General features: G+C 67.1%; 18 protein-coding genes, 1 tRNA gene and 2 pseudogenes. 11 read left to right on the top strand and 10 right to left on the bottom strand.

Annotated features, from left to right (window positions below):
• Positions 1 to 221 precede the first annotated feature (221 nt).
• The gene (locus DB459_RS07320; protein WP_253712231.1) at positions 222 to 728 is read right to left on the bottom strand and encodes a helix-turn-helix domain-containing protein; all 507 of its coding nucleotides are present in this window, start codon (positions 726 to 728) and stop codon (positions 222 to 224) included.
• 92 nt (positions 729 to 820) lie between these two features.
• Between DB459_RS07320 and DB459_RS07315 the strand changes: the two genes are divergently transcribed.
• Positions 821 to 1471 carry a dihydrofolate reductase family protein gene (locus tag DB459_RS07315; RefSeq protein ID WP_253712230.1) on the top strand — a complete coding sequence of 217 codons (651 nt, stop codon included), beginning with the start codon at positions 821 to 823 and terminating at the stop codon, positions 1469 to 1471.
• 19 nt (positions 1472 to 1490) lie between these two features.
• Here DB459_RS07315 and DB459_RS07310 read toward each other — a convergent pair whose 3' ends face one another.
• The 5 genes from DB459_RS07310 to DB459_RS07290 all read right to left on the bottom strand — a co-directional run bounded on the left by DB459_RS07310 (position 1491) and on the right by DB459_RS07290 (position 9059).
• Positions 1491 to 3404, bottom strand: a complete 1914-nt coding sequence (locus tag DB459_RS07310) for an FUSC family protein (RefSeq protein WP_253712229.1) — start codon at positions 3402 to 3404, stop codon at positions 1491 to 1493.
• An 18-nt stretch (positions 3405 to 3422) separates the two neighbouring features.
• Positions 3423 to 4784, bottom strand: coding sequence for a sigma-54 dependent transcriptional regulator (locus tag DB459_RS07305; RefSeq protein WP_253712228.1), 1362 nt, complete (start codon positions 4782 to 4784; stop codon positions 3423 to 3425).
• A complete protein-coding gene (locus tag DB459_RS07300; protein WP_253712227.1) occupies positions 4781 to 6583 on the bottom strand; it encodes an ATP-binding protein in 1803 nt (600 codons plus the stop codon). The genes DB459_RS07305 and DB459_RS07300 overlap by 4 nt, the downstream gene beginning before the upstream one ends.
• 178 nt (positions 6584 to 6761) lie before the next feature.
• Positions 6762 to 8114, bottom strand: coding sequence for an MFS transporter (locus tag DB459_RS07295; RefSeq protein WP_253712226.1), 1353 nt, complete (start codon positions 8112 to 8114; stop codon positions 6762 to 6764).
• Between the two features lie 252 nt (positions 8115 to 8366).
• Entirely contained in the window at positions 8367 to 9059 is a 693-nt protein-coding gene (locus DB459_RS07290) for a hypothetical protein (protein WP_253712225.1), read from the bottom strand.
• Between the two features lie 263 nt (positions 9060 to 9322).
• Between DB459_RS07290 and DB459_RS07285 the strand changes: the two genes are divergently transcribed.
• Together DB459_RS07285 and DB459_RS07280 are read left to right on the top strand one after the other, a co-directional pair.
• A complete protein-coding gene (locus tag DB459_RS07285) occupies positions 9323 to 10027 on the top strand; it encodes a Crp/Fnr family transcriptional regulator (protein WP_253712224.1) in 705 nt (234 codons plus the stop codon).
• 165 nt (positions 10028 to 10192) lie between these two features.
• Positions 10193 to 10942 (top strand): OmpW family protein, encoded by a 750-nt coding sequence (locus DB459_RS07280; protein WP_253712223.1) that lies wholly within the window; start codon positions 10193 to 10195, stop codon positions 10940 to 10942.
• A gap of 145 nt (positions 10943 to 11087) precedes the next feature.
• On the opposite strand, the gene DB459_RS07275 is transcribed toward DB459_RS07280, so the two are convergent.
• Positions 11088 to 12155 carry an acyltransferase gene (locus DB459_RS07275; RefSeq protein ID WP_253712222.1) on the bottom strand — a complete coding sequence of 356 codons (1068 nt, stop codon included), beginning with the start codon at positions 12153 to 12155 and terminating at the stop codon, positions 11088 to 11090.
• A 300-nt stretch (positions 12156 to 12455) separates the two neighbouring features.
• Here DB459_RS07275 and DB459_RS07270 point away from each other — a divergent pair.
• Positions 12456 to 13883, top strand: a pseudogene (locus DB459_RS07270) (TIGR03808 family TAT-translocated repetitive protein); the annotation flags it as partial.
• A gap of 203 nt (positions 13884 to 14086) precedes the next feature.
• Positions 14087 to 14422: a hypothetical protein gene (locus DB459_RS07265; RefSeq protein WP_253712220.1), complete on the top strand. Its 336-nt coding sequence runs from the start codon at positions 14087 to 14089 to the stop codon at positions 14420 to 14422.
• 221 nt (positions 14423 to 14643) lie between these two features.
• Here DB459_RS07265 and DB459_RS07260 read toward each other — a convergent pair whose 3' ends face one another.
• Together DB459_RS07260 and DB459_RS07255 are read right to left on the bottom strand one after the other, a co-directional pair.
• Positions 14644 to 15738 (bottom strand): hypothetical protein, encoded by a 1095-nt coding sequence (locus tag DB459_RS07260; protein WP_253712219.1) that lies wholly within the window; start codon positions 15736 to 15738, stop codon positions 14644 to 14646.
• 63 nt (positions 15739 to 15801) lie between these two features.
• Positions 15802 to 17739: a methyl-accepting chemotaxis protein gene (locus DB459_RS07255; protein ID WP_253712218.1), complete on the bottom strand. Its 1938-nt coding sequence runs from the start codon at positions 17737 to 17739 to the stop codon at positions 15802 to 15804.
• Between the two features lie 396 nt (positions 17740 to 18135).
• On the opposite strand from DB459_RS07255, the pseudogene DB459_RS07250 reads away from it, so the two are divergent.
• The 4 genes and pseudogenes from DB459_RS07250 to DB459_RS07235 form a co-directional block, all read left to right on the top strand.
• Positions 18136 to 18278 (top strand): annotated as a pseudogene (locus DB459_RS07250) (IS3 family transposase); the annotation flags it as partial.
• A gap of 443 nt (positions 18279 to 18721) precedes the next feature.
• The gene (locus DB459_RS07245) at positions 18722 to 19360 is read left to right on the top strand and encodes a MarC family protein (protein WP_253712217.1); all 639 of its coding nucleotides are present in this window, start codon (positions 18722 to 18724) and stop codon (positions 19358 to 19360) included.
• A gap of 584 nt (positions 19361 to 19944) precedes the next feature.
• Positions 19945 to 20021 (top strand) — tRNA-Arg (locus DB459_RS07240).
• A gap of 187 nt (positions 20022 to 20208) precedes the next feature.
• The gene (locus DB459_RS07235; protein WP_253712216.1) at positions 20209 to 22584 is read left to right on the top strand and encodes a xanthine dehydrogenase family protein molybdopterin-binding subunit; all 2376 of its coding nucleotides are present in this window, start codon (positions 20209 to 20211) and stop codon (positions 22582 to 22584) included.
• A gap of 36 nt (positions 22585 to 22620) precedes the next feature.
• Here the strand turns inward: DB459_RS07235 and DB459_RS07230 are convergent, their stop codons facing one another.
• Positions 22621 to 23691 carry a YeiH family protein gene (locus DB459_RS07230; protein WP_253712215.1) on the bottom strand — a complete coding sequence of 357 codons (1071 nt, stop codon included), beginning with the start codon at positions 23689 to 23691 and terminating at the stop codon, positions 22621 to 22623.
• Between the two features lie 150 nt (positions 23692 to 23841).
• On the opposite strand from DB459_RS07230, the gene DB459_RS07225 reads away from it, so the two are divergent.
• Positions 23842 to 24081: a hypothetical protein gene (locus tag DB459_RS07225; RefSeq protein ID WP_253712214.1), complete on the top strand. Its 240-nt coding sequence runs from the start codon at positions 23842 to 23844 to the stop codon at positions 24079 to 24081.
• A 109-nt stretch (positions 24082 to 24190) separates the two neighbouring features.
• Positions 24191 to 26518, top strand: a complete 2328-nt coding sequence (locus DB459_RS07220; RefSeq protein ID WP_253713458.1) for a xanthine dehydrogenase family protein molybdopterin-binding subunit — start codon at positions 24191 to 24193, stop codon at positions 26516 to 26518.
• Positions 26519 to 26786: the final 268 nt, after the last annotated feature.

Genomic DNA, 26786 nt, shown 5'->3' with positions numbered 1-26786 from the left:
ATGTAAGGGCATCATTTCCCGTCTTGCGCGGCGATTCTTAGGAGCGTGCTGCAGGCGCGGCAATTACAAGCGTGCGTTAAGCTTACTCAGCCCTTCGCGAATTGCGCGAGTGTTTCAAAGCGGGCGGGAGTTTCCGGAAATGGTGCAGGACCGTGTCGCCCCGGAGCAGGCGCGCGACGCACACCGTCGCGCGTCTTGCGGTGGTTAAAGTTGTGCCGTGGTCAACGCGATGCCCGGTGGGAAACTGCGACGGCGTCGTCGTAGGCGGCCTGCAGACGCTCGCTGACGCGGCGCCCTTTCGGTCTGTACGGCTTGCCGAGATGGACGTGGCGCAGTTCGTCCATGAATTCCGCCCACAGCGCCGGACCGCCGCGTTCGAGCAGTTCGGCGCGCACCGAAAGTTCGCGCGAGACCTTCAGATGGCGCCGGCCCCATGCCCCCATCTGCACCAGCAGCGGCACCAGCTCGATGGCCTTGTCGGTGAGGCTGTAGATCGCCTTCTGGCGATGGCTCGGATCGTCGCGTCGGCTCAGGAGACCCGCGGCGGTGAGACGCTTGAGGCGGTCGGCGAGAATGTTGGAGGCGATCCCTTCCTCGGACCGGGCGAGCAGGTCGCGGAAATGGCGGCGGTTGCCGAACATGATGTCGCGGATGACGATCAGGCTCCAGCGATCGCCGAGCGTCTCCAGCGTGAGATTGATCGGGCATCCCGATCTCTGGCCGTCCATTGCGGTCACCATCCCCTTCATCTGCTTGCATTCTGCAATCGGTTGACGCAGGATGGCAACTGGTTGTGAAATGCAATTGGTTTGGGAGGTCGGTGATGAAGGTTCGGGTGGCGGCGTTTTCGATATCGCTCGACGGCTTCGGTGCCGGGCCGGAGCAGAGCCTGGAAAATCCCCTCGGCAAGGGCGGCTTCGGCTTGCACGACTGGGCGATGTCGACCCGCACCTTCCAGACCATGTTGTTCGGCCAGGAGGGTGGTGAGGGCGGGATCGACGACGATTTCGCGGCGCGCAGCTTCGATAATGTCGGCGCCTGGATCCTCGGGCGCAACATGTTCGGACCGGTGCGCGGACCCTGGCCCGACGAGAGCTGGCGCGGCTGGTGGGGCGACAATCCGCCCTATCACGTGCCCGTCTTCGTCCTCACCCACCATCTGCGCCCGACCCTCACCATGGCGGGCGGCACCGTGTTCCAATTCAGAAATTGCGACGTTCGCGACGTCCTCGACGAGGCAAAACGGGCTGCCGGCGGCAGGGATGTCCGCATCGGCGGCGGGGTCGCCACGGTGCGCCAGTTCCTCGCCGCCCGCCTGATCGACGAATTGCACCTCGCCGTCGCGCCGGTGCTGCTCGGCCGCGGCGAGGCGCTGTTCGCCGGCCTCGACCTGCCGGCGCTGGGCTATCGCTGCGTCGAGAGCACGCCCTCGGACAAGGCGCTGCATGTGGTGCTGCGCAAGGAGGCCTGACGGCTCGACGCCGAAGGGGTTACGCCGTCTTCGCCCAGCGCAGCAGCGGCGCGGCCTCGCGCAGCGCGTCGGCGGCATCGTGGAGGGTCGCCGCGAGGTCCTGATCGCCGGTCTGCGCGGCGCGCGCGGCGAGGCGCAAGGCGACCTCCTCGGGCGAGGTGTCGGCGTCGCGCAGTTCGGCGAGCGCCGCCGCGGCCTCCGCGCGTCTCGCCGCGTCGAGATCGCGCCGGCCCTGGCGTTCCTTCAGCGCGACGATGGCATAGCCGAGATTGAGCGCGCCGAGCAGGCCGCGGGGCGCCTCGGTGCCTCGGCCGGCATGCTGCAGGTCGAGCATGAAGCGCAGCAGCTGGCGCGCCGTGCGCGGGTGAAATCCGCCGGCGGCGTCGCGGAGCCGGGAATCGATCAGGTGGATGAGGTCGCGGCGGATCGCCGAGGCGCTGGCGCGAGCCCGCAGCTGCGCCGGGTCCGGCACCAGGGCATACGTGCCGGTGACAAGAGCCGCGGCGATGATCAGGGCCGCCGAACCGCTGAAGATCTCGATGGCCGATGCGGCCGGCATTCCGGCCTGGCTCGCCAGCATGAAACACATGTTGGCGTCGAGCGCCGGCAGCGCGGTGAAGCGGCTGGCGCGGCCGAAGGCACCGATGACGATGAAGGGTGCGACCGAGGCCACCAGCAGCGGCAGGTCGGTGACATGAGGCTGCAGCGCGAAACGATAGACCACGGCGGCCGCGACGCCGGCCAGCGTGCCGATCATCATCTTCGGCGCCACCGCGCGCGGCGTCGGCATCATGCTCAGCACCATGGAGAAGATGCACACCCCCAGCGCCACGAGCTCGCCGGCCGGCCAGCGCGACAGCAGCGCCAGGATCGACACTGCGACAAGCCCGCCGCCGGACACGAGGCCCGCTGCGACGGCGCGCGACCAGGGCCGCGGCGGGGCGAGGTAGCGCGCCGGCTGCCCGAAGGCGCTGACATCGGCGGCCGGCGAAGCGGCGAACAGCGCCGCCTCCGCCCCGGCGAGCTCGCCCAGCGCCTGGCTGAGGCGGCCGAGCGGCTGGTGGATCTCTCCGATTTGCGCCATCGCGACCGCGACGCCGGCTTCGCTGGCCCGTAGCCCGGCCGCGACATCGGCGAGCCGGCTGCCGAACCCGTCCGGCAGGTCTTCACCGCGCGCGATTCGGGCGCGCAGCGCCCGTGCCGCCGCCATCACCGCGATCGAGGCGCCGATCAGGGTGTGGACGTGGCGCAGCCGGCGATAGCCCTCCATCGTGCCCGCGGAGACGAGGCTCGCCGAGGCCTCCACGGCGGTGGTCTCGGTCAGCACCCGCCGCTCGAAGTCCCCGAGTTCGGCGTCGTTGCCGCCGGCGAGCGCCGCCGCGGCGAAATCGACCGCATCGCCGGCGAGCTTGCGCACCCGCCGGTAGAACACCGTGAGATCGGACGGCGGCGTGAAGAACACGGTGACGACGATCACCGCGACGACGCCGATCAAGGTGCATTCGACCCGGGCGACGGCGAGACCGGCGGCTTCGTGCGGGTCGAGCAGCGTCGGCAGCACGACCACCGAGGCGGTCATGCCCGCCATCAGCGCCGCGTAGCCGCGCACGCCCGTCAGCATCGACGTCAGCGTCGTGCAGGCGGCGACCCAGACGCCGAGCGCGATGATCTGGCCATAGACGCTGCCGACCACGAATGGCAGCGCGAGGCCGGCGGCGGCGCCGATCAGGGTGCCGGCGATGCGAAAGAACCCGCGCTCCAGCAGCAGCCCGCGGGTCGACTGGGCCACCACCCACACCGGCATCGCCGCCCAATAGGCGTTGCCCACATGCAGCATGGCCGCCAGGGTGAAGGCGAGCAGCGCCGCCGAGCTCATGCGCAGCGCGTAGAGGACACCGGACCGGTCGAGGCCGAGGATTTGCGAGGCGGACATTGCGGCTTTCTTGATCGGTCAGTCGGGGTCGCCGGGCGACGTCTTCGGTCGCTCGATGCCGTGGCGGCGCATTTTTTCGTTCAGGGTCCGCCGCGGCAGGCCGAGCGTCGTCATCGCCCGCGCGATCGAACCGCCGGCCTCCTCGAGCGCGGCGACGATCACCTTGCGTTCATAGGCGTCCATCAGCGCGTCGAGGCCCGGCGGCGGGGTCTCGCCGCCGACGGCTTCGCCGTGAAGGCGCAGGCCGAGGCCGAGCCCGAAGCGCTCGGCGGCGCCGCGCAATTCCCGGACATTGCCGGGCCAGTCGTGATCGAGCACGGCGGCGGCAGCCGCGGCCGACAGCGCCGGCGGCTGCCGACCGGCCGCCTTGGCGGCATCCGCGGCGAAGCGGGCGAACAGCATCAGGATGTCGTCGCCGCGCTGGCGCAGCGGCGGGATGGCGATCTCATAGCCGGCGAGGCGGTAGTAGAGATCGGCGCGGAACGAGCCGGCCTGGGCGGCCTCGCGCAGGTCGACCTTGCTGGCGCTGACGATCCGCACATCGATGCGGATCTGGCGATTGCCGCCGACGCGTTCGACCACGCGCTCCTGCAGCACCCGCAGCAGCTTGGCCTGCGCGGCGGAGGGCATGCTTTCGACCTCGTCGAGGAAGACGATGCCGCCGTCGGCGAATTCGAACTTGCCGATCCGCGCCTGGCGCGCGCCGGTGAAGGCGCCGGCCTCGTGGCCGAACAATTCGCTCTCGATCATCTCGCCGGGGATGGCGGCGCAATTGATCGCCACGAAGGGCTTGGTCCGGCGCGGCCCGCAGTCGTGCAGGGCGCGGGCGACGACCTCCTTGCCGGAGCCGGTCTCGCCGCGGATCAGGACATCCAGCGGCGCATCGATCAGGCCGCGGACTTCGTCCTGCAGGCGGCGCATCGCGTCGGAGCGGCCGACGAGCCGCGCGGCGACGCCATCTTCGCCGGCGAGTTCGGCCTCGACGGCCGCGACGCGTCGGCGCAGCTGGCTCTGCTCGCAGGCATTGCGCAAGGTGGCGACGAGGCGGTCCGGATCATGGGGCTTGGTCAGGAAATCGAAGGCGCCGCGCTTGAGCGCATCGACCGCCAGGGGAACGTCGCCATGGCCGGTGAGCAGCACCACCGGCAATCCCGGCCAGGAGCGACCGACGATGTCGAGCAGCTCGATGCCGTCGCGGCCCGGCATCCGCACGTCGCACAGCACGGCGTCGCCGGGCGCGTCATCGAGGAGACGCAGGGCATCGTCGACGGAGCGGGCGCTGCGCGTCGCAAAGCCGCTCAGTCCGAGCCATTGGGCGAGGGCGCCGAGCAGGATTTCGTCGTCGTCGACGATCAGGATGGTGCCGCCCGCCTCCGTCACGCTGCGATCTCTCCGGTGCGGCGCGCCAGCAACGGCAGATGGACGTGGAAGCGGGTCTCGCCGCTCGATGAGCGCTCGTAGCGGATGGTTCCGCCGTGGTCGCGGACGATGGCGTAGCTGATGGCGAGGCCCAATCCCAGTCCGACGCCGACCTCCTTGGTGGTGAAGAACGGCTCGAACAGCCGGGCGCGATCCTGGTCGGCGACGCCGGGCCCGCGATCGCCGACCACGAGATGGGCCTGGCCGTCCTCGACATCGACCGTCAGCGTGATGGTGCGCTCGTCCTGGGCGGTCACCGCGTCGATGGCGTTGAGCAGCAGGTTGAGCACGACCTGTTCGAGACGGGCGCTGTCGCCATGGATGCGAACCTCCGAGGCGATCTCGACCACCAGCCTCGCGCCGGCATCGGCGAAGCGGAAGCGGAGCAGCTCGGCGACCCGGCGCGCCACCGCGGCAAGGTCGATCTCGGCGCGGCTGTCGTCGCTGCGCCTCGCGAGGCGTTTGAGCTCGGAGGTCAGCGTCGTGACGCGCTCGACCGCGCCGTCCATCACGGCGATGTTGCGGATGGCTTCGGCGTGGTCGCCGCGCCCGATCAGGAGCCGCGTGCTCGACAGATAGGTCCGCAGCGCCGCCAGCGGCTGGTTGACCTCATGGGCAAGGCCCGAGAAGGCCCGGCCCATGGCGGCGAGCTTGGCAGCCTGCACCAGTTCGTCGCGGGCGCGATGGAGATCGGCATCGACCCGGCGCCGTTCGGCGATTTCGGTTTCGAGCCGTTGCAAGGCCAAGGCGAGATCGGCGGTGCGTTCGGCGACGCGCCGCTCCAGCGCCGCCTTGCTCTCGCGCTCGGCAACGACGCGGGCGCGACGCTGCGCCCGGATGACGACCGCAAGCGCCAGCACGATGCCCGCCAGGAGCGTCAGCGCCGCCGCCGTCGCCGGCTGCCAGCCGCGGCCGAGCCAGGGCACCACCACGGTGATGTGCCAGCGCGTGCCGTCGACCGGTCGTGACGCGACCGCCCCGGCGCCGATCTGGGCCGGCGTGATCGGCGGACCGATCGGATGGGTGGCGTAGCGCTGTTCGGCGGCGATCGCCGCGGCGCCCGCGGCCGTGAGGCGGCCGATGGGGCGATAGCGGAGCGACGCTTCGGTGGCGAGAAAGACGACGCCGTCCGCATCGCTGACCAGGACCCGTTCGCCGCCGGCCGACCAACTCGCTTCGAGCGGGGCGAAATCGACCTTGGCGACCACGACCCCAGAGGCGGCATCGGCCGAGCCGATGCGCGAAGTCAGGAAATAGCCGGGCACGCCGGTGGTGACACCGACCCCGAACAGCCGCCCGTGGCCCTTGATCAGGGCATCGGTGAAATAGGAGCGGAACGCGTAACCGTGTCCGACGAAGCTCGTGCTCTCGCGCCAGTTGCTGGCCGCCAGCGCCGTGCCGGAGCGGTCGACGACGAACAGCGCCGCGAGGCCGACCTCGGCCGCGGTCCGCTCGAGGAATTGGTTGGCGCGGTCACGCAGCTGCGCATCGTCGGGGTGCCCCAGCAGGTCGGTGACCTGCCGGCTCGCGCCGGCGAGCTCCGGGATGCCGACGAAGTGGTTGATGGTGTCGCGGAGCGTGTCGCTGGTCAGCGACAGCCGCGCGTCGGCGGTCCGTTCCGTGACCCTGCGGCCGTAGTCGTCGACGGCGAGATAGACCGCGGCGGCCGCCGCCGCGAGCGCGGCGATCAGGACGGGCAGCGCGAGCCGGCGCCACAGGCCTGTCGTCGCCGCGAGCGGTTTGGTCGTGTCACGATCCATTGCGGAGCCATCTTACACGAATTGCCGCGGCCACGGCCAATGCCGTCGTCGCCCGGCCGGGCCCGCTTGAAGCGGGGCGATGGCGGTGGAGAACCGGGCGACGACGCAGAAACGCAAGGCGAGCGCGGTGTCGCCATGTGCAGCCGCTGCCGCGCGTCGGCGGGGCAGCGGCCTGCCGTCAGCGCGCGGTGGCGTCGCGGTCGATCAGCGAGGTGGCCTTGGTGTCGGGCATCACCAGATAGACGAGCAGCGAGCAGGCGATGCAGCCCGAGACATACCAGTAGAACCAGGGCTCATGGCCGATCGACTTGAAGTACAGCGCGATATATTCGGCCGTTCCGCCGAACACCGACACCGCGACCGCATAGGGCAGGGCGACGCCGGTGGCGCGGATCTCGGTCGGAAACAGCTCGGCCTTCACCACCGCATTGATCGAGGTATAGCCCGACACGATCAGCAGGGCCGCCATGATCAGGCCGAAGGCCAGCAGCGGATCGTGCGTCGTCGACAATTCGGTCAACAGCGGCACCGTCAGCAGGGTGCCGAGGACGCCGAAGCCGACCAGCAGCGGCCGGCGGCCGATGCGGTCCGACAGCGCGCCGAACACCGGCTGCAGGCACATGAAGAGGAACAGCGAGGCCGCGGAGATCAGGGTCGACTGATCCTTGCTGAGGCCGACCGTGTTCACCAGGAATTTCTGCATGTAGATCGTGTAGGTGTAGAAGGCGACAGTGCCGCCCATGGTCAGGCCGACCACGGTGGCGACGGCGCGCGGATGCTGCGCCAGCGCCCGGATCTGGCCGAACATCGATGGCCGCTGCCGGGTGTGGTCGCGGGCATGCTCGAACTGCTGGCTTTCGACCATCGAGCGTCGCAGCCAGAACGCGACCAGCGCGCACAGCGCCCCAATGACGAACGGAATGCGCCAGCCCCAGGCGTCGAGCTGGGCCGGCGAGAGCAGGAAGAACTGCAGCACCAGCAGGACGGCGAGCGCGGTAAGCTGACCCATGATCAGCGTGACGTATTGAAAGCTCGAATAGAAGCCGCGGCTCTCGGAGGTGGCGACCTCGGAGAGATAGGTGGCGCTGGCGCCGTATTCGCCGCCGAGGCTGATGCCCTGGCCAAGGCGCGCCAGCACCAGCAGCACCGGCGCCCAGACGCCGATCAGGGCGTAGCTCGGGGTCAGCGCGATCACCAGCGAGCCGGCGCACATCAGCAGAACCGAGAGGCTGAGCGCGGCACGGCGTCCGTAGCGGTCGGCATAGACGCCCATGACCCAGCCGCCGATCGGCCGCATGATGAAGCCGAGGGCGAACACCGCCGCGGTGTTGAGAAGCTGGGCCGTGGGATTGCCGGCGGGAAAGAAGGCCTTGGCGAAATAGAGCGCGAAGGCGGAATAGGCGTACCAGTCGTACCACTCGACGAGATTGCCGACCGACCCGCCGAAGATCGATTTGATCCGGCGGGCAGTGGTCGAGGTGCTGTCCTGGCTGGCTGCCGGCAGCGTTCCGGCACATGCGGCATCGGTCATGATGTCCTCCCTGTCACCGCGGCTCTTGGAGCCGCCTGCGGGGGCTTACGCAAGGCCGGGGCCAGCCCGGCGCGGCATTCCGCCCGGCGCGAATCGCCTTTGGGAGTCAGTCGCTTGGGTGGAGACCGCCGGGTCCGGTCGTGGTCCGCGATCGGCGGATTTCCGCCGATGAAAACCCGCCGCCGGCAGAAAACCGCCGGATCGGTCGCGCGCGGGGATTGTGCCGGACGGGATGCGAGCGGGTTGCCGGGATCAAATGCCCTTGCCGGCCTTGGCCGGGCGCGCCGGTGCGAACAGCGTCTTGACCTTGTTGGAGAGGTCCGACCAGGTGCAGGCGAGCCGGTTCTCGCACGGCTCGGGCTTCGGCTTCGCCGCCCGCTTGGCGGCGCGTGCGGCCGCGGGCGGCCGCGCCAAAGGTAGGGTCAGCGGTGGCGAGAGTGCTGCGGTCTTGAGCTGCGGCGGCGGTGGACGGCGCGTCAGCGGCGGCGGCGGAGGCATCGCCGCCGTGACATCGCCCGAGGCGAGATCGCGGGCAGCGACGTTCCGCGCGGCCGCCTGCTGCTGCTCCTGGATCAGCGCCGCGGCAATCTCGTTGTGGCGCTGACGGCCGAGATAGGCGGCATATTCCTCATCCATGTGCCGCAGCTCTTCCGCCGTCGGCCTTGGGCCGGCGATGTCGAAATGCCGGTTCTGCATGAAATCGAAATAGGTGTAGCCGCCGCCGGGCTTGCGCCGGCCCGGGAATTTGACGTCGCAATCCTGCAACAGCCCGGCTTTGGTTTCCTTGGTGGCGCCCTTCTCCACCGCGGTGGCGCAGTCCTCGTAATCCCGCGGCGCGAATGGCGACCACCACTGCGCCGCTGCGGCGGTGGGGGAAAGGGCGAGGCCGCCCAGGATCAGAAAACGCAACGAGATCATGGCACCAAGGTTTGCCAGCGCGATCATCGGCGCGCAACATCGTCCCACGCCGGGCGGGTCAGGAGGGCGGAAATCTGGCCCGATCATGGTAATTTGTCACCTTTCAACCGCCGGTTTGTCCCCGGTTATTGCGTGGTGGCGCCTGGTTGCCGGCTCCGGTCACCTTCTGGGACAGCGTCGAACCGGCCGTGGCGCTGTCTGGGGCGGCTGTCCGATGTGTTGATGCAGGTCAATGCCGGCAGGCGACCGGCGCGATTGCATGACGTGTGACTCCCCTTTCAGAATGCCTTTTGAGCCTTGCGGCGGGCCCGGCCTGCGAGGCCTGTCCACATGGGGTCGGCGCGGCCGCGGGCGCGCCCTTCACTTGCGCGCGCCGTCAGCTCGGCCCCGGCCAGCATCTGTTTTCTGCAGGAGATCTCGCCCGCGAGGTGATCTTCGTCCGCAAGGGGGCCCTGCGGCTCTACTGGCTGCTGCGCGACGGTCGCCGCCGAATCATCGGCTTCCGTGGCGCCGGCGAGGCGATCATTCCCGAGGAAGGACAGCAGCATCGGTTCAGCGCCCAGGCGGTGACCGCGGCCGAGGTGCGCGCGATTCCGCTCACGCCGTTTCACGCTGCGGCCCGCAGCAACAGCACCGTTCTGGTGGGGCTTCACCGCCAGCTCGCCCGCGAACGCGATGCGGCTTACGAGCTCATCGCCATCCTGGGGCGCCACGATGCCGAGGCCAGCGTTGCCGCCTTTCTGCTCGACCTCGACGATCGGACCAGTAGCGGCACGCCCGGCGAGTGGCTGCAGCTGTCGATTCTGCGGGCCGATATCGCCGACTATCTCGGTCTCAGCCATGAGACCGTCTCCCGCGTCCTGACCGCCTTCCGCCAGCGCCGGCTGATCGAGATCGCCCGTTCGCGCCAGCTTCGCCTGCTCGATCGCGCCGTGCTCGTCCAGATCGCCGGCAAGGGCGACGTCGACCGCAAGCGAATCGGCGTCTCGGCGTGATCTGCGGCGGACTGACGCACTGATTGTTGCGTCTCTGCAACACCCGGCAGACCTTTGGGAGAAACTGACGTGGATCAATTTCTTTGGAGGTCCCCTTGCGTCTTATGCGCCGCGACATCGAGGCGCACTTGGCGACTCGTTTTGGCTGAACCAGGGGGATTAGAAATGAAGACTTCCATCGTGGCGCGGTTTGCCTTTGCCGCCGCCCTGACCATTGGCGCTGCCGGCCAGGCTGCCCAGGCCGCCGATCTGAGCACCCAAGCGCCCGTCTACAAGGCCATCCCGGTGGAGCCCTGGAGCCCCTGGCAGATTCGCCTGCGCGCGCTCGGCGTGCTGCCCGAGAGCGGCAACAGCACCGTGAATGTTGCCGCGGCTCCCGGCCTGTCCTCGCCGTTCTCCGGGCTCGACATCAACAATCAGGTCATTCCTGAACTCGACATCAGCTACTACTTCACGCCGAACATCGCCGCCGAACTCATCCTCGGTGTCACCAAGCACCACATCACCGGCACCGGTGCGCTGGGTGGCCTCGATATCGGCAAGGCCTGGCTGCTGCCGCCGACCCTGACCTTCCAGTACCACTTCACCAACTTCGGCGCCTTCCAGCCCTATTTGGGCGTCGGCGTGAACTACACGGTGTTCTTCAGCCAGTCGGCTGCCAACGTCGTGACGCCCGCCGGCCTGCCGGCCGCCGGCCTGAGCACCACCTATCTGAACATCAAGAACGCCCCGGGCCTCGCCCTCCAGGCCGGCTTCGACTACATGATCGACCGCCATTGGGGCCTCAACTTCGACGTCAAGAAGCTGTTCCTGCGGGCCGACTACAACGCTATCGTCAACGGCACGATCGCCGTCAATGGCCGCGCCAACATCGATCCGTGGCTGATCGGCGGTGGTATCACCTACCGCTTCTGACACGTTTTAACGACCTCTCCACCACTGAAGCCGCGAGCGTTAATGCTCGCGGCTTTTTTCTTTTCGGCGTCGAATGCCTCTCCCGGACGGCTGGTTTTGGATCTGACGCTCGTATGAAGAACTCGCTGCAATGCTGAAACGAGCGTCAGATCCACCGCACCAGCGCTTCACGATTGCGCTGCGCGTGGCCGCGCCCGCGCTGGAGCATGCGAAGCAGTGGGCGCTCGACGTATCGATGGAATAACCAGCCAAACGCCACGCTTGTTGCGACAGCGGCGCAGAACCACACGAGCGGCGGCAGGCCGTACTTGCCGTTGACGATCGTGGCGACCTTACAGGACGCGGAAATGATCGTCAGATTGGTGAGATAGAGCGAATACGAGGCGTCGCCAAGATGACCGAGCAGGACCGAATAGGGGAGGCGATGCTGCCGGTCCAGTTCGGTCAGTCCTGCGATCATCAATGTCGCGCCGGCCCCGAATCCGATGAGCTGGCCGTTGAGGCCGTCGACGCGATAGCCGGGGTCGCGCAGCCACGCCACGGCAAGAGCGACGAAGCCTGCCGCAACCATCATGTGTGGTGCGGGAATCCGCCGGCGGGAAAGGACATGGGCAATGCCAATTCCGCTCAGGAACAGCAGATGAAAGGGGGAAAAGACGAAGTCATACGGGAAGGAGGCGTCGGCAAGATGCGAGATCAACGAGCCGGCAAACCATGTCGAAAGAACGATCGCCCCGAGGGGGCGGTAGAGAACATAAAGGGCGTACAGCACGTAAAACAGCATTTCATGCCGCAGCGTCCACTCGACCTTGAGGACGACCTCCTGCTCGACGGGTATCAATGAAAACGCTTGCAGTACCGATCGAAGACCAAAGGCCTCTGCCGCGGCGCCGGGTTGGAGATAGAGAAGAGTCGTGACGACGGCGAGCCACACCCACAATGCGGGCACCAGCCTCGTCGTTCGCTTCCAGATGAAGTTCGAAAATGCCGGCGCGCCACGATCATGTCCGTGAACATGATAGATGACAAAGCCGCTCAAGACGAAAAAGTAATGTACCCCGGCGTGGCCGGGCAGAAAATACGCGAGTAATCCTGTCGGATCGGGGCCGATATACTTCGGCAGGGTGATTGTATCCGCCGCGTGATACAGCACGACGGCCAGCGCCGCGAGGCCGCGCCCCGCCTGCAGCGACTGGAAGCGAAAGCCTGCCATCGTCCTGTCTTGCGTCATGGTCCAGACATAGACGCAAATGGGAAATGTTTGGTTTATTCGCGGATCGACGTCATCTTGTGGTTGCGCCTTGCCGCAAGGGTTTTCTGTTGCGCACCGCGGCCCTCCAGGCGCGCCGATCCGCGCCGACCGCCGGGCTGCTTCCCCGGGGACGGGGGCGAGCTTCCCCATCATCCGATCCGGCTTTTCCCGTCCCCTTGATGCCCATCGGTCTGGCAGTGGTGGCTAACTCGCAAATTCGTATGGGCTGCGTGCCGCCCGTGCTTTTCTTTTGCCGCGAGCGCTCTCGCTCGTGTCGTCACACAAGCGCACAGGTGCATCATGGCTACAGCTTTGAACGCTGCCGATTACGGCCTCACGAGCGGCTCGGCAGATCAGACCGCGCATCTTCAGGCCGCGATCAATGCGGCCCAGACCCAGGGACTGCCTCTCTTCATCCCGAAGGGCACTTTCCCGGTCACGAGCGTCAATATCACCGCTCCGATCGAAATCTATGCAGTGCCCGGACAGGCCAAAATTACCGGCTTCGGGCGCTCGCCGACGATCAACATCGTCGGGTCCACTGATGGCGATGGCGACGAGGACGATCGTTTCGGCCCCGTCACCATTCGCGACCTGTCGTTCGACGGCGCCTCGCAAACCTTTCCTGCCGGGGGATTGTCCGCGATCATCCAGGCGGCCTGGATCGATTTCATCAACGTCCTGAACTGCGCGATCTCCAACTCGGGCGGCATCGGCATCTACCTGTACAAGTGCCGCGGTCGCATCGAAGGAAACCAGATCTTCGGCAGCAAGAAATACGCCGTTCTCAATCACGACGCCAGCAACGTCGTGTTCATCGACCGCAACGTCGTCACCTATTCGAGCGACAATGGGATTTGCGTGGTGCGCTCGTCGGCGGGAAGCGACCAGGGCGTCATTTCCAACAATCAGATCGGATTTACGTCGGCGCTCAGTGGCGGATCGGGCGAGAACGGCAATGCGATCCTGGTCGTGAACGCCAACTACGTGAAAGTCATCGACAACATGACTTACAATTCGGCCTTCTCCGGCATTCGCGCCAATGCGTCGTCCAACGCCGTGATCTCCGGCAATCAGTGCTACGGCAGCGGCGAGTCCGCGATCTACGTCGAAGCACCGGCCGCGGGGACAAGCTGGGTCGGCGGGGTCATTTCGAGTAACCGGGTCGAAACGTGCGGGGTCGGCATCGTCGCGGCCAACTCCAATAACGGAGGGCGGTGGATCTCGATCACCGGAAACCAGGTCTCGAACTGCACCAACAACACGATCACCTACCCCGGCGGCTCGTACCAGACCTGGGGCCGCGCGATTTATGCCGAGGCGGATTGCCTCGTCGCCAACAACCAGGTCGCCGCGGCGACGGATTGGGGCATCTATGTCTTCGCCGTCAACTACAACGGCATCTTCGGGGCGGAAAAGGTCCTGGCCCAGGTCGAGAACAACAACGTCAGGAATTGCGCGGGCGGCATCGGCTTCTATCAGGCCGACACGACCCACACCCGCGTCCTCATCGGCGGCAACATGATCTCCGGCTATACGACGACGTCGAGATACGCCGCCATTGTCGCGGCGACCTATAATGGCGTGACCAACGAGATCACGAAAGTCGCGGGCGCACCGGATCTCGGCAATGCGACAACGAGCGGCTATTCGAACGTCGTTCTGCTGCCGAACTGGTCGTTTACGTGACCGGTTCCACCTGACGTCGTCCCGAGACGAAGGCGCGCCGGCCTGGCCGGCGCGCCCATCTGAATTTCGAACGACCGGGTTTGCCGGCGCGGCCGCCGATGGATTGCAGGCGACCGATCGCGACTTGATTCCCTGGACTGCGGCTTGCCGGCCTTGACGGCCTGAACTGCGCGCTCTCGTGCAACAGCGCGTGGAGATGTCCAATGGCGTGGGGGAAGCGCAAGGATCCACGTGTGGCCTTCGAACGCGGGATCGACGTCAGCATGCTGTCGTCCACCGGTCTCGGCTACCGGCGGTGCGAGCTGGTCCGCGTCAACAGCAGTGAAATCGGCGTCCGCTTCCTTCGCGCCGAGCATCCGAAATCCAAGCACGTCCATCGAAGCGCCGCGCCGGCGCGCACGCTGCAGGCTGGCAGCGGACGACGGCCGAGGCCCCCCAAACCGCCAACCGGCATCGGTTCGAATCGAAGGGATGAGCTGCAGATGGGGCGCCAGAGAGGAGAAGGACGAGACCTGCCGGAGCTGGATCGCGGCTGTTGACGACATCCTGAAGCAGGATTGCATCGCGGATGTCGAAGTGCTGTGCCGGTTGATGGGCGTCGAGGACGAATCGGCGCGGCGCAACCGCCGCACCCGGCGGAAATCACGGGCTGGAGTAAGCCGCAGGATCAAATCTTCATCTTGAAGGTATCCTCCGTGGCCGGAATTACGAGGGTGTTTTCGCGCCGGCGAGCGGCGCGTGCCGCTGTCAGGCTGTGCGGTCAGGCCGCAAGACCGGCGGCCGGGCGCGAACGACGACCGGCGCGAAGATCGCCGAGGCAGCGCCGCAGCGCCGGCCAGGTCGCAAGCAGCCCGAGCGGCAGCAGGGGCGCGATCATCAGCCCCCAATAGGAATTGTCGGCGCGGCCGAAGCAGAGAAAGCCGACGACGTAGCCGCCGACGGTGAGCGCAAGACGCCGTCCCAGCGCGCCGCGCCAGGCGGTGAAGCCAAAGAGCGCCAGCGGCACCAGCGCCGGCACCAGCCACCGCGGGAAGAGGGGACCGAGCAATGCCCATTCGCTTGCCTGCATCACGAACGGCCAGCCGCCGAATCGGACCCAGCTGGCGGACAGACGGTCGGCCGGCGTCACCAGCCCGTTCACGGTCGCCGCATGCAGCATCAGCGCGGCGGTGAAGATCGCAAAACCGGCGAACCAGGCTGCTGCCTCCTTGCGCTGTTGCTCCGCAAGCGCCACCGCCGCCATCACCAGGAGATAGGGCGCGGCGAGCTCGCGCAGCAATGCGGCGAGCGTCGCGATGACGACGCTGGCGAACCAGGCTTCTTGCCGTCGCAGCACCAGCGACAGGGCGATGAGCAGGCCGGCCCAGACCTCGTGGACCGGCTCGGCCTCGGCAAGGAACGCGGGGGCGATGCCGACGGCCAGCAGCAGCAGCGCGGCGCAATAGCGGACCGGATGGAGCCCTCGGCGCGACAGGCGGAAAGCCCAGGCGGCGAAAGTCGCGGCGGCGAGTGTCAGCAGCGCGAGGCGCCGCCCGCCGTCGCCGGGCAGCATCGCCAGAATATCCGCCAGCAGCGGTGGCCGGACGGTGAGAAACGGCCGCAGCGGATAGCCGGTGGTGCGATGCTCTTCGACGGCGGCCTCATAATAGGGCTGGCCGTTATGGAGGCGATCGGTGATGCGGCGATACAGCGCGACATCACCATTGCCCGGGAAGAGCGCCGGCTGCGGCTCGGGCATCGTGGCAAATCCGACGACGATCAGGGCCAGCGTGCCGGCCAAGAGGATCAACGCCGCCGGGGCGCGCCAGGCGGCACGGTGATCGAACCACCAGTTGCATATCCGGTCGGTCGGCATGCCGCAGCTAACCGCGCAAGGCTTTAAGATTGGGTTGCGGCGCTTGCGTCCAAGCGGGGAGCGCTACGCCGCGCGGACGCGCGACAGGAAGCTTGCCAGCTCTGCCTTCAGGCGATGGCTCTCGGATGACAGCTGCCGCGCCGAGGTGAGGACCTGCGACGACGCCGTTCCGGTGTCGGTGGCCGCGGAACTGAGGGCGATGATGCGGGCGCCGACCTCACCGGTCTCCGCCGCCGCGTGTTGGGCACTGTCGGCGATCTCGTGGGTGATCTGGCCCTGGCCGGAGACCGCAAGGCCGGTTTCTGCCGCGATCTCGGCGATCCTCGTGATGATGTCGCTGACGCCGCGCAGTGCCGCGACCGAGCCGTCGGTCGCGGTCTGCATGCCGGCGATATGCGCCTGGATATCGCCGGTCGCCTGGGCGGTCTGCGAGGCAAGCGCCTTGACCTCCTGCGCTACGATCGCGAAGCCGCGGCCGGCCGAGCCGGCGCGGGCCGCCTCGATGGTGGCATTCAGGGCGAGCAGATTGGTCTGCTTGGCGATCGACTGGATCAGGTTGACGACCTCGCCGATGCGCGTGGCTGCCTGCGCAAGGTCGAGAATGCGCGTATCGGTGATGCCGGCCTGCCGGACAGCGTCCTCGGCGATGCGGTTGGAAACCGCCATCTGTTCGCCGATCGTCGCCACCGACCTCGCCATGCCGGTGACCGCGGCGTCGACAAGGCGGACGCTGGAGGCGGCGGCCTCCGAAGCCGTGGCGACATCGGCCGACAGCGCCGCGGTGGCGTCGGCATTGTGCTTGAGCTTTTCCGCGGTCGACTCCAGCTCGACCGCGGTCGCGGCCACGGTGGCGATGATCTCGCCAACCGCGTTTTCGAACAGGTTCGCCAGTTGCCGGATTTCGGCCTTGCTGCGCGCCGCGAGGATGCGATCCTGTTCGCTGCGCTGCTCGATCTCCAATTGCGCCCGTTCGGCCGCACGGATCTTGAAGTCCTCGACCGCCAGCGCCATCTCGCCGATCTCGTCGCGGCGATGAAGCCCCGGCAGCACCACATCGAAGTCGCCGCCGGCGAGCCGGCGCATCGCCGCCGTGGTCAACGCCAGGCTGCGCGCGATCCGCTGCCCGAAATAGAGCGCGACGGCGCCGATGGCGAGGATGGCGGTGAGGATCGACCAGTTGAGATACTGCCGGGTCTGGCTCGCGTGAGCCTGTGCCGCCAGATAGCTCTGATTGGCCTCCTCGCCGAGCGCCACCAGCGTCGGCCGGGTCTGGTCGAACACCGTGGCGTAGTCGTCGGCCTCTTCGTTCAGTGTCTCCCAGCTCAAGCTGAACGCCAGGAAGGCTGTGCGATAGGCCGCCACGAGCCTGCGTAGCTCGTCCTTCTCGGCGGCGCTCAACGAAGGGGCGGCGAGGGCGGTTTCGAATTCTCCGACCCGCTTCTGGAACTGGTCGACGTAGGTGTCGCCACCGCGCAGCATGAAGTCCTTCTCGTGACGCCGCATCAAGAGCAGCAGGTTGGAGAGGTGCTGCTGGCCCATCGGATCGAGGCGCGCCTCGATCTGATGGGCGGCGTCGCGCAGCCGGCCCTGCAGGCCTTCGTTCTCGTTGAAGCCGAGATTGCGCCGGGCGGAGACGAGGTTCTGAAAGCGCGTGGCGTAGAGATTCATGCCGCTGTGCAGGGCGGCGGCCTGGCGCGAGGCCTCGCCGGTCGCTGCCGCGCCGAGGGCCGCTTCGATATCGGCGAGATAACCGAGCGCCTTGTTGATGACCTCGGCGTGGCGTGCGATGGCGGTCTCGGCGGGCTTGCGGATGAAGTCGGCGCCGATCTGGCGGGCGGCGAGATAGCCCTCGGTCAGGCCGGCGGCCTCGTTGCGCAGGCGCATGCTGTCGTCGGCGGCGATTTGTGTTTGAGACACCGCGAACAGCCCGGCGAGGCAAAGCGCGCCGGTCAAGGCGACACCGGCGATCGTCAGCACGGCAATCTGCAGCCTCAAGCCCATGCGTACGTGCGACGCAACCGCCGATCTGATTGTCGCCAAGCCCAGCATGCCATCGCCCCCGATTTCGCAGTCGCAATATCGGGCAAGGGTTTAACAATCTCCAAAAGCGCGCGCGCAACTTGCCTGACGGCCACCGCACAATTCGAGCGCGTGACACAGGCGTGACGGAGCGATGAAGGAACATGTCTAATTGATTGTGCAGAGGGGCTGTTTGCTCGTATTGATTGTGGTGGGGCGGCCAGCGCACGACGGTCCGCGCCGCTTTGTCGTCGCAGCCGAACCGAAGGCCCGGCAGTTCGTCCTGGCGAAAAGCCGATCAAATGTCGCAGCCGCCGCTTCCGATCGGTTGGAATGCCTGCGCCCGACGGCAACGGCGGGGTCCCACTTGAGCTTCGCCAACGCCGGCGGTTCGGCTACCGGCGGCTGTTCGTGCTGCTACGGCAGCGCGGCGAGACGTCCGGGACCAATCGGATCATCGGCTGTGTCGCGAGGAAGGCCTGACTGTACCCAAGCGGCGGGCCCGCCGCCGCGCCGTGGGCGCACTCCAATCCTGGTTGAGGGACTGGCTCTGGACTTCTAGTGCGGTGGATCTGACGCTCGTTTCAGCATTGGAGTGAGTTCTTCAAACGCGCGTCAGATCCAAAACCACACTGGTGTGGCGTCTCGCAATTGCCTACCGCCTTTGCGGCAAGCCTCTCGTAGGCAATTGCGAGACATAAGCCACACTAGCTTTTTGATTTTGCGAGTGTCCCGATGTCTCCGAATGACCGTGCGAGGGTGAGGCAAACGAAGTGGTAATTCGGAGACAGGACACTAGGATCATAATGATGTTGGTGTCCCCGTTGTTTCCAACGTTCGTATGAGCGCCTGCTGCAATGGGGGTACGAACGTCGGAAACGGGACACTAGTGCTGGCGTGGGTGAGCGGAAGCCAGCATTGTATGGTATATTAGAATGCCCATTGGGGCGGCCGAGGTGCCATTGTGGTTCCCATCGCGTATGTCTTCACCATCCTGTTCCTCGCGTTGGGACCCTTGAAGCCGATTCCGGCCTTCCACAAACTGACCAGACAGGCTGATAGAAGGTACCGAATCCGCGTCGCTGTGCTGGCAACGCTGATCTCAGCTGCGGTCATTGCGCTGGTCGCATTATTCGGCGCGGGAACTATCCAGAGTTGGCATGTGTCGACTGCGGCACTCGAGATCGCCATCGGCATCTTGCTGTTACGGTCAACGTTCTCAACACTGTCATCGCTGGAGGAGGCGATGAAACACACCGGCGAACGTGCGGGAAGCGAAAGCCCCAATCCGGTGTCCGCTGCGGCGCTTGCTTTCTCGCCAATCGCGATTCCGACAATCGTTACCCCGACTGGTGTCGTCACCGTAGTGTTGTTTCTATCGCTCGCCCAAGGTAATGACACCCTTCAAAATCAAATCTACGTCGTGCTTGTCCTCATGCTTGCGCTTAATCTCGTCGGCATGCTGTTCGCGGGTTTTATCATTCGATTTGTCGGCTTAGCGACGCTCGCGGTCGTTGGGTGGGTCTTTGCGACCTTGCAGGCGGCACTCGCCGTAGACGTGACTCTAACGGGTCTAAAGCTTGCCGGCTTCGTGCCGCACTGATGCCGCGCCCGTAACCTGGGCGGGCGCATCGATTCTTCCCACTTGAGACGACCAAGCGAGAGGGACGTTTGGATGCGATCGTCACCGCCTCGATCGCTTCCCAAACAGGCGTTCGACGTACCTCGGCAACCGGCCGCCAGCGTCGAAATCCCCATAGCGTCTGACGCGCCACCTCGCCACGCCTCCCGCGATTTTCCTCCGTTGGAGGTCTGCGTGCGCCGGCCGCGGTGCGCGCCGCCCACCTTCATGGGGCCGGCATCCGAAAACCTTCACAAGAACCGCCCCCAGTCGGTTGCGACATTTTCCAGACACGAACTGCGGAAAGCGGGCCGCAGGGTTGGCAAACTCGGCCGCCAACGTCGCCGATGGTCCCGGCGGCATTCCGGCCGGCTTTGCCATGGAGGGGGTGAGTCTATTGAACTGATCGTAGCCCTCGAGCGACAGCGATCCGGCCGGCCTCAATGTGCGGGCCGCGCCGGGGCTGGGTCACCGGGATCTGCAGCAATCAGGTGACGACCTGCCCGTGATCAATCATGCGAGGCGGGTGGCATCTTTGCCGCGGCTTTGCTATGCATGGCGCCGACGGTCCCGTAGCTCAGCCGGATAGAGCGGCGGTTTCCTAAACCGCAGGTCGGAAGTTCGAGTCTTCCCGGGATCGCCAGCTCCTTGCATTGCGACGTGTTTGTTGCCGCTGGTTCTGCCGGCGACGGTCGCCGCCACGAGCCTCCCGCCTTCGTCATTGCTGGCGCGTGTGGAGCGCCGTTCCCTCTGCGAGGCGAACAAGGTATCTGTTCCCGCCCCGCCCCGCCCCGCCCCGACCAATCCCGAAACGCCCCGCAGGATCACCCATGCAGACCACCGTTGCCCCGTTGGCAGAGGGCGAGACCTCGACCGGACCGGTGCCGCGGTTCGGCATCGGCCAGCCGCTGCGCCGGAGCGAGGACCTGCGCTTCATCACCGGCCGCGGCCACTATGTCGACGATACGCCGGACAAGGGTCTGCTTCATGCCGCCTTCCTGCGCTCGCCCCAGGCCCATGCCGAGATCCGCGCCATCGACGTGACGCGCGCCAGGGCTGCGCCCGGCGTCGTGGCGGTCTACACCGGCGCCGACTGGCAGGCGGCCGGCTTCACCGGCCTGCCGCAACGCCCGGCCATCAAGCAGGCCGACGGTTCGCCGATCGCGACGCCGCCGCGGCCTGGGCTCGCGGTCGGGCGTGTCCGTCATGTCGGCGAATGCGTCGCCATGGTGGTGGCGGAGAGCGCGGCGCAGGCCAACGACGCGCTGGAATTGATCGAGGTCGATTATGCGCCGCTCTCCGTGGTGGTCGATGCGCGCGGCGCGCTGGCGCCGGGGGCACCCGAGCTGTGGCCGGAGCATGCGCCGGGCAATCTCGGTTTTGTCTGGCGGGTCGGCGACGTCGACAAGGCGGCGACGGCGCTCGCCGCCTCGGCCCATGTCATCGAGCTCGATCTCGTCAACAACCGCCTGATCCCCAATTCCATGGAGCCGCGCGGCGTCATCGCCCGGCGCGAGGCCAAGAGCGGCCGCATCACCTTCTCCGGCTCGATTCAGAACCCCTTCAACTTCCAGAGCCAGCTCTGCGACCTGTTCGGCTGGCCCAAGGACAAGCTGCATTGCCGGGCCGATGATGTCGGCGGCGGATTCGGCTGCAAGAACCAGCTCCAGCCCGAACACGCCATGACGTTGTTCGCCTGCGACAGCCTCGACCGCTCGATCAAGTGGATCAATGATCGCAGCGGCTCCTTCGTCTCCGATGCCCATGCGCGTGACCTCGTCACCCACGTATCGCTCGGCCTCGACGTCACCGGCCGCTTCACTGCGCTCAAAGTCGAGACCTTCGCCAATCTCGGTGGCCATCTCTCCACCAATGGCGCGCTGATCCCGACGATTCCAACCGCTGCCGTGCTCGGCGGCGCCTACGCGATTCCGGTGATCGGCATGGAGGTGCGCGCCGCCTTCACCAATACGGTGCCGGTCGATGCCTATCGCGGCGCCGGCCGGCCGGAGGCGATCTATCTCGTCGAGCGCACCATCGACGTCGCGGCGCGCCGGCTCGGGATGTCGGCGGTCAAGCTGCGCCGCAAGAACCTGATCAAGCCGTCGCAATTGCCCTATCGCACCGCGCTCGGCCGCGAGATCGACAGCGGCGCGTTCGAGACGGTGCTCGGCCGCGCCCTCGAACTCGCCGACGAGAAGGGCTTTGCCAAGCGGGCGCAGGCGGCGCGCAGGCGGAACCGGAGGTGCGGGCTCGGCGTCGCCTATTATCTCGAGGCGACCCTCGGGCCGCCCGCCGATGCCGCGCGCATCGCCTTCGCGGCGGATGGCCGGGCGACGCTGGCAGTCGGCACCCAGTCCAACGGTCAGGGCCATGAGACGAGTTTCGTGCAGATCGCGGCTTCGCAATTCGGTCTCGATCCGTCGCAATTCATCTTCCGCCAGGCCGACACCGATCTCACCGCCGAAGGCGGCGGCCACGGCGGCTCGCGCTCGCTGCAACTCGGCGGTACGGCGGTGCTGCTCGCCGCGCGCCAGGTGATCGCCAAGGCGAAGACCATCGCCGCCCATCTGCTGGAGACCGGCGAGGTCGATCTCGAATTCACCGGCGGCCGTTTCGCCGTCGCCGGCACCGATCGCGCCATCGCCTTCACCGAGGTGGTGGCGGCGTCATTCGATCCGGCGCGGTTGCCCAAGGGCATGACGCCGGGGCTTGATGAAGCGGCGCGCTACGAGCGCGAAGCCTTCAACTATCCCAACGGCTGTCATGTCTGCGAAGTCGAGATCGATCTCGACACCGGCATTCCGCGGGTCGTCAATTACACCGTGGTCGACGATTTCGGCCGCATCATCAATCCGCTGATCGTGCGCGGTCAGGTGATCGGCGGCGTGGTGCAGGGCATCGGCCAGGCGCTCTATGAAGAGACGCGCTATGACGAAGCGGGGCAGCTCGTGACCGCGTCCTTCATGGATTACAGCCTGCCGCGCGCCGATGACCTCGCGCCGATCACCGTCGATCTCTACGAGGATGCGCCGACCAGGACCAATCCGCTGGGCGCCAAGGGATGCGGCGAGGCCGGCGCCACCGGCGCGCCGCCGGCGGTGGTCAATGCGGTCGTCGATGCGCTCAAGGAATTCGGCATCGAGCATCTCGACATGCCGCTGACCCGCGAGAAGATCTGGGCAGCAATCCGGCAACAGGCGTGACGGGGCGGGCTGGCCGACAGTGTTTGGCCAAGCCCTTCACCCGATCCGCAGCACGCGGATCAGGATCATGCTGATGACGAACAGCACGATCAGCGAACAGGTCACGGCGAAGGTGATGCGGGGACCGAGCCGCCCGATCACCCGGACGTCGACCGCAAGGCCGAGTGCCGCCATGGAGACGATGGTGAGCAGGGCCGAGGCATAGGTGATCGGACGGATTGCGGCATCGGGAACGAGGCCGAGCGAGTGTAGGGTGGCGAGCAGCAGGAAGCCGACGATGAACCACGGCACCAAATGGGAAAGGCCGGGCTTCTTCACGCCGGTCGCTGCGCCGCTGTCGGCAGCAAGGCGGCCACGCAGCAGCGACAGCGACACCACGACGGGGCCGAGCATCAACACCCGTACCAGCTTGACCAGCGTGCCGACCTGCGTTGCGACGATGCCGATCGGCAGCGTGGCGGCGAGCACCTGAGGCACCGCATAGACGGTCAGCCCGGCGAGGGTGCCGTACTGGGTCTCGGTGAGATGGAACAGGGGGAAGGCGAGGGGCAGCGCCAGCACCACCACGACGCCGAGCACCGCGGTGAAGGCGATTGAGGACGCGATGTCGTCGCTGCTGGCGCCGATCACCGGCGCCACCGCGGCGATGGCCGAATTGCCGCAGATCGAATTGCCGCAGGCGATCAGGATCGAGATGCGCTGCGGCAGGCCGAAGGCGCGGCTGATGGAATAGCTCGCCAGGATCGCCAGCAGCACGGCGGCGATGATGCCGGTGAGCAGCGCCGGTCCCGAGGCGACGATGGCGCCGAGGCTGATGGACGCCCCCAGCATCATCACCGCGAGTTCGAGTAGGAATTTGCCGCTGAAGGAGATCCCGGCCGCCCAGCGCGGCCCGGGCTGCCAGGCGCTGCGGACGATGATGCCGATCAGGATCGCGAGCACCAGCGCTTCGACGTAAGGGTGAGCGAATGCGTGCTCCTCGACCGCCTGGACGGCAATCGCCGCCGCGGTGATGCCGATGCAAAGCAATGTGCCGGGGAGCACGTTAAGAAACGAGCGCGCCAACACGCCCGCTCTGCCGCCCTTCTGCTCTTCTGCCCCTGCCATGGGCCGTTCCTAGCGCGGTTCCGGCTGAAAGTAAGGTAACGAATTTGCCAGATCGGTATGCATCCGCGGCGGTTCTTGGCCGGACCGGGTGACAACCCCCGGCGCCACCCTGTAGAATGCATCTTTATCCTTATGAACGGACGAACTCGCATGGCCGATTTTTGGCGTATCAGCAGATTGGGTCTCGGGGCCGCGCTTGTCATGGTGGCCGGCCTGTCCGCGGCATCGGCCCAGGACCAGCGCGGCATGCAGCAGCAGGCCTGTTCGCGTGATGTCTCGCGCTACTGCCGCAAACTGATGAATGAAGGCGATGTGGCCATTCACCAGTGCCTGCAGGAGCACCGCGCGAAGCTCAGTCCCGCCTGCCGCAGGCTGGTCGAGGGACGCTGATCCTCGCCCGAACGCGATCGCGGCGGCTTGACCCGGTTACAGATCTCCCCTGATAAGTCGCAACCCCGGTGGCGCGCGCGATCGCGCCCCCTTGCATGAGGACTTCATGATGAACGTATTGCCCAAGGATCTGAGGTTCGGTGCCGGCGTGCCGGTCAAGCGCGTCGAGGATCTGCGCCTCGTCACCGGCCGTGGGCATTACGTCGACGATCAACGTCACGCCGACGCGCTGTGGCTGGTGGTGCTGCGCTCGCCGCACGCTCATGCCCGCATCGCGGCGATCGACACCGACGCCGCCCGGGCGATGCCGGGCGTGGTGGCGATCTATACCGGCGCCGATCTCGTCGCCGACGATGTCGGCACGCTGCCGACCCTGCCGATCTTCAAGCGCCCCGATGGCTCGCCGATGGCCTACGCGCCGCGCCGCCTGCTCGCCCATGAGCGCGTCCGCTTCACCGGCGAGCCGGTGGCTGCGGTGGTGGCCGACAGCCGCGCCAACGCCCAGGCGGCGGCGGAAGTCATCGCCGTCGATTACGCGGTCGAGCCCGCGGTGACCGATCCCGTCGCCGCGGCAGAGCCCGGCGCGCCGCGGGTCTGGCAGGACTGTCCGGACAATGTCGTTGCCGGCATGAGCTATGGCGATGCCGCCGCGGTGGAGGCTGCCTTCAAGGCGGCCGCTCACACCGTGTCGCTCGACGTCGTCAGCCAGCGTCTGGTGCCGGCCGCCATGGAGCCGCGCAGCGTCATCGCCGAGATCGAGAAGGGCGGCCGTCTCGTCATGCACATGCAGACCCAGACGCCGACCCAGACCCGCGATACCCTTGCCGGCGCGGTGCTGAAGCGTCCGCCGGACAGCGTGCTGATCCGCGTCGGCGACATCGGCGGCGGCTTCGGCCAGAAGACCGGGCTCTATCCCGAGGACGGCATCGTCGCCTATGCCGCGGTGAAGCTGCAGCGCAAGGTGCGCTGGCGCGGCGAACGCACCGATGATTTCGTCGGTGGCACCCATGGCCGCGACCTGACCTCGACCGCCGAATTCGCGCTCGACGCCAAGGGGCGCGTCCAGGCTTTCCGCGTCCGCTCGATCGGCGGCACCGGCGCCTATCTCAGCGGTACCGGCGTCATCATTCCTCTGGTGCTCGGCCCGTTCGTCGCCACCGGCACCTACGACCTGCCGCTGGTTCATATCGACGTGAAGGCGGTGATGACCCACACCGCGCCGGTCGGGGCCTATCGCGGCGCCGGCCGTCCGGAAGCGGTTTATATCGTCGAGCGGCTGATGGACGCTGCGGCGCGCAAGCTCGGCATGGATCCGCGCAAGATCCGCAAGCTCAATTTCGTCAAGCCGGGACAGATGCCCTACACCACGGCAACCGGCCAGACCTATGACAGCGGCGCTTTTGCCCACATGCTCGATCGCGCTTCCGAACTGGCGGACTGGGACGGCTTTGCCGCGCGCAAGCGAGCCGCCAAGGCCAAGGGTCTGCTCTATGGTCGCGGCCTCGCGAGCTATATCGAATGGACCGGCGGGCGTGCCCACACCGAAAAGGTCAGCCTGCGCGCTACCGGTGACGGCAAGGTGGTGCTGCATTCGGCGACCCAGGCCATGGGTCAGGGGCTCGAGACCGCCTATAGCCAGATGATCAGCGCCGCGCTCGGCATTCCCATGGACAAGGTCGTGGTGATCCAGGGCAATACCGACCTCGCCCAGGGCTTCGGCAGTGTCGGCTCGCGCTCGCTGTTCGTCGGCGGTACCGCCGCGGTGGTGTCGTCGGTCGATCTCATCACCAAGGCGCGCGAAGGCGCCGCCAATGTGCTGGAGGCCGGCGTCGGCGACATCGAATATCACGAGGGGGTGCTGACGGTCGCCGGTACCGACCGCCGCATCAGCCTGTTCGATCTCGCCGGCCGCCTGCCGGGCGGCGAGCTGGCGGTCGACAGCGAGGGCGAGGTCGACGGCCCGAGCTGGCCGAACGGCACCCATATCTGCGAGGTCGAGATCGATCCCCAGACTGGCATCACCAACGTGGTGCGCTATACGACGGTCGATGACGTCGGCGTCGCCGTCAATCCGATGCTGGTGACCGGCCAGATCCACGGCGGGGTGGCGCAAGGCGTCGGCCAGGCGCTTTACGAAGGCGTCCATTACGACGGCGAAGGCCAGCTCCTGACCGCTACCTGGCAGGACTACTGCGTCCCGCGGGCCAGCGATGTGCCGCCGGTCGGCGTTACGCTGGACGGCTCGGCGCCGTGCCGCACCAATCCACTCGGCGCCAAGGGCTGCGGCGAATCCGGCGCCATCGGCGGACCTCCCTGCGTGGTCAATGCGGCGATGGATGCGCTGGCGCCGGTCGGCGTCGCCAATCTGCATGCGCCGCTCACCCCGCAGAAGGTCTGGGCGGCGATCAGGGAGGCGCAGGCCGCCGCGGCGGCCTGATCCGAACTGCCGGGCCGCGGCCATGGACCGCGTCCGCATCGCTCAAGACAAAACAGGCCGCGCGTGAGCGCGGCCTGTTTTGTGTGGCACCGGTGCGTCGCATCATGATGATTGGCGATCACAAGTCGTGAGCGGCGCCGATCTGCTGCCGATGACGGCGGACTTCGTGTAAGCTTCAAGCCATCCGCAGCACTCGGATCCAAAACAGCACGTTCGTCGAAGTGCGCGCTGCAAGGCATGCGGACGTTAGAACCGGGACACTTGAGGC

Source organism: Bradyrhizobium sp. WD16 (assembly GCF_024181725.1).
GTDB lineage: Bacteria > Pseudomonadota > Alphaproteobacteria > Rhizobiales > Xanthobacteraceae > Bradyrhizobium_A.
This window is presented reverse-complemented; position numbering and strand designations above follow the sequence as displayed.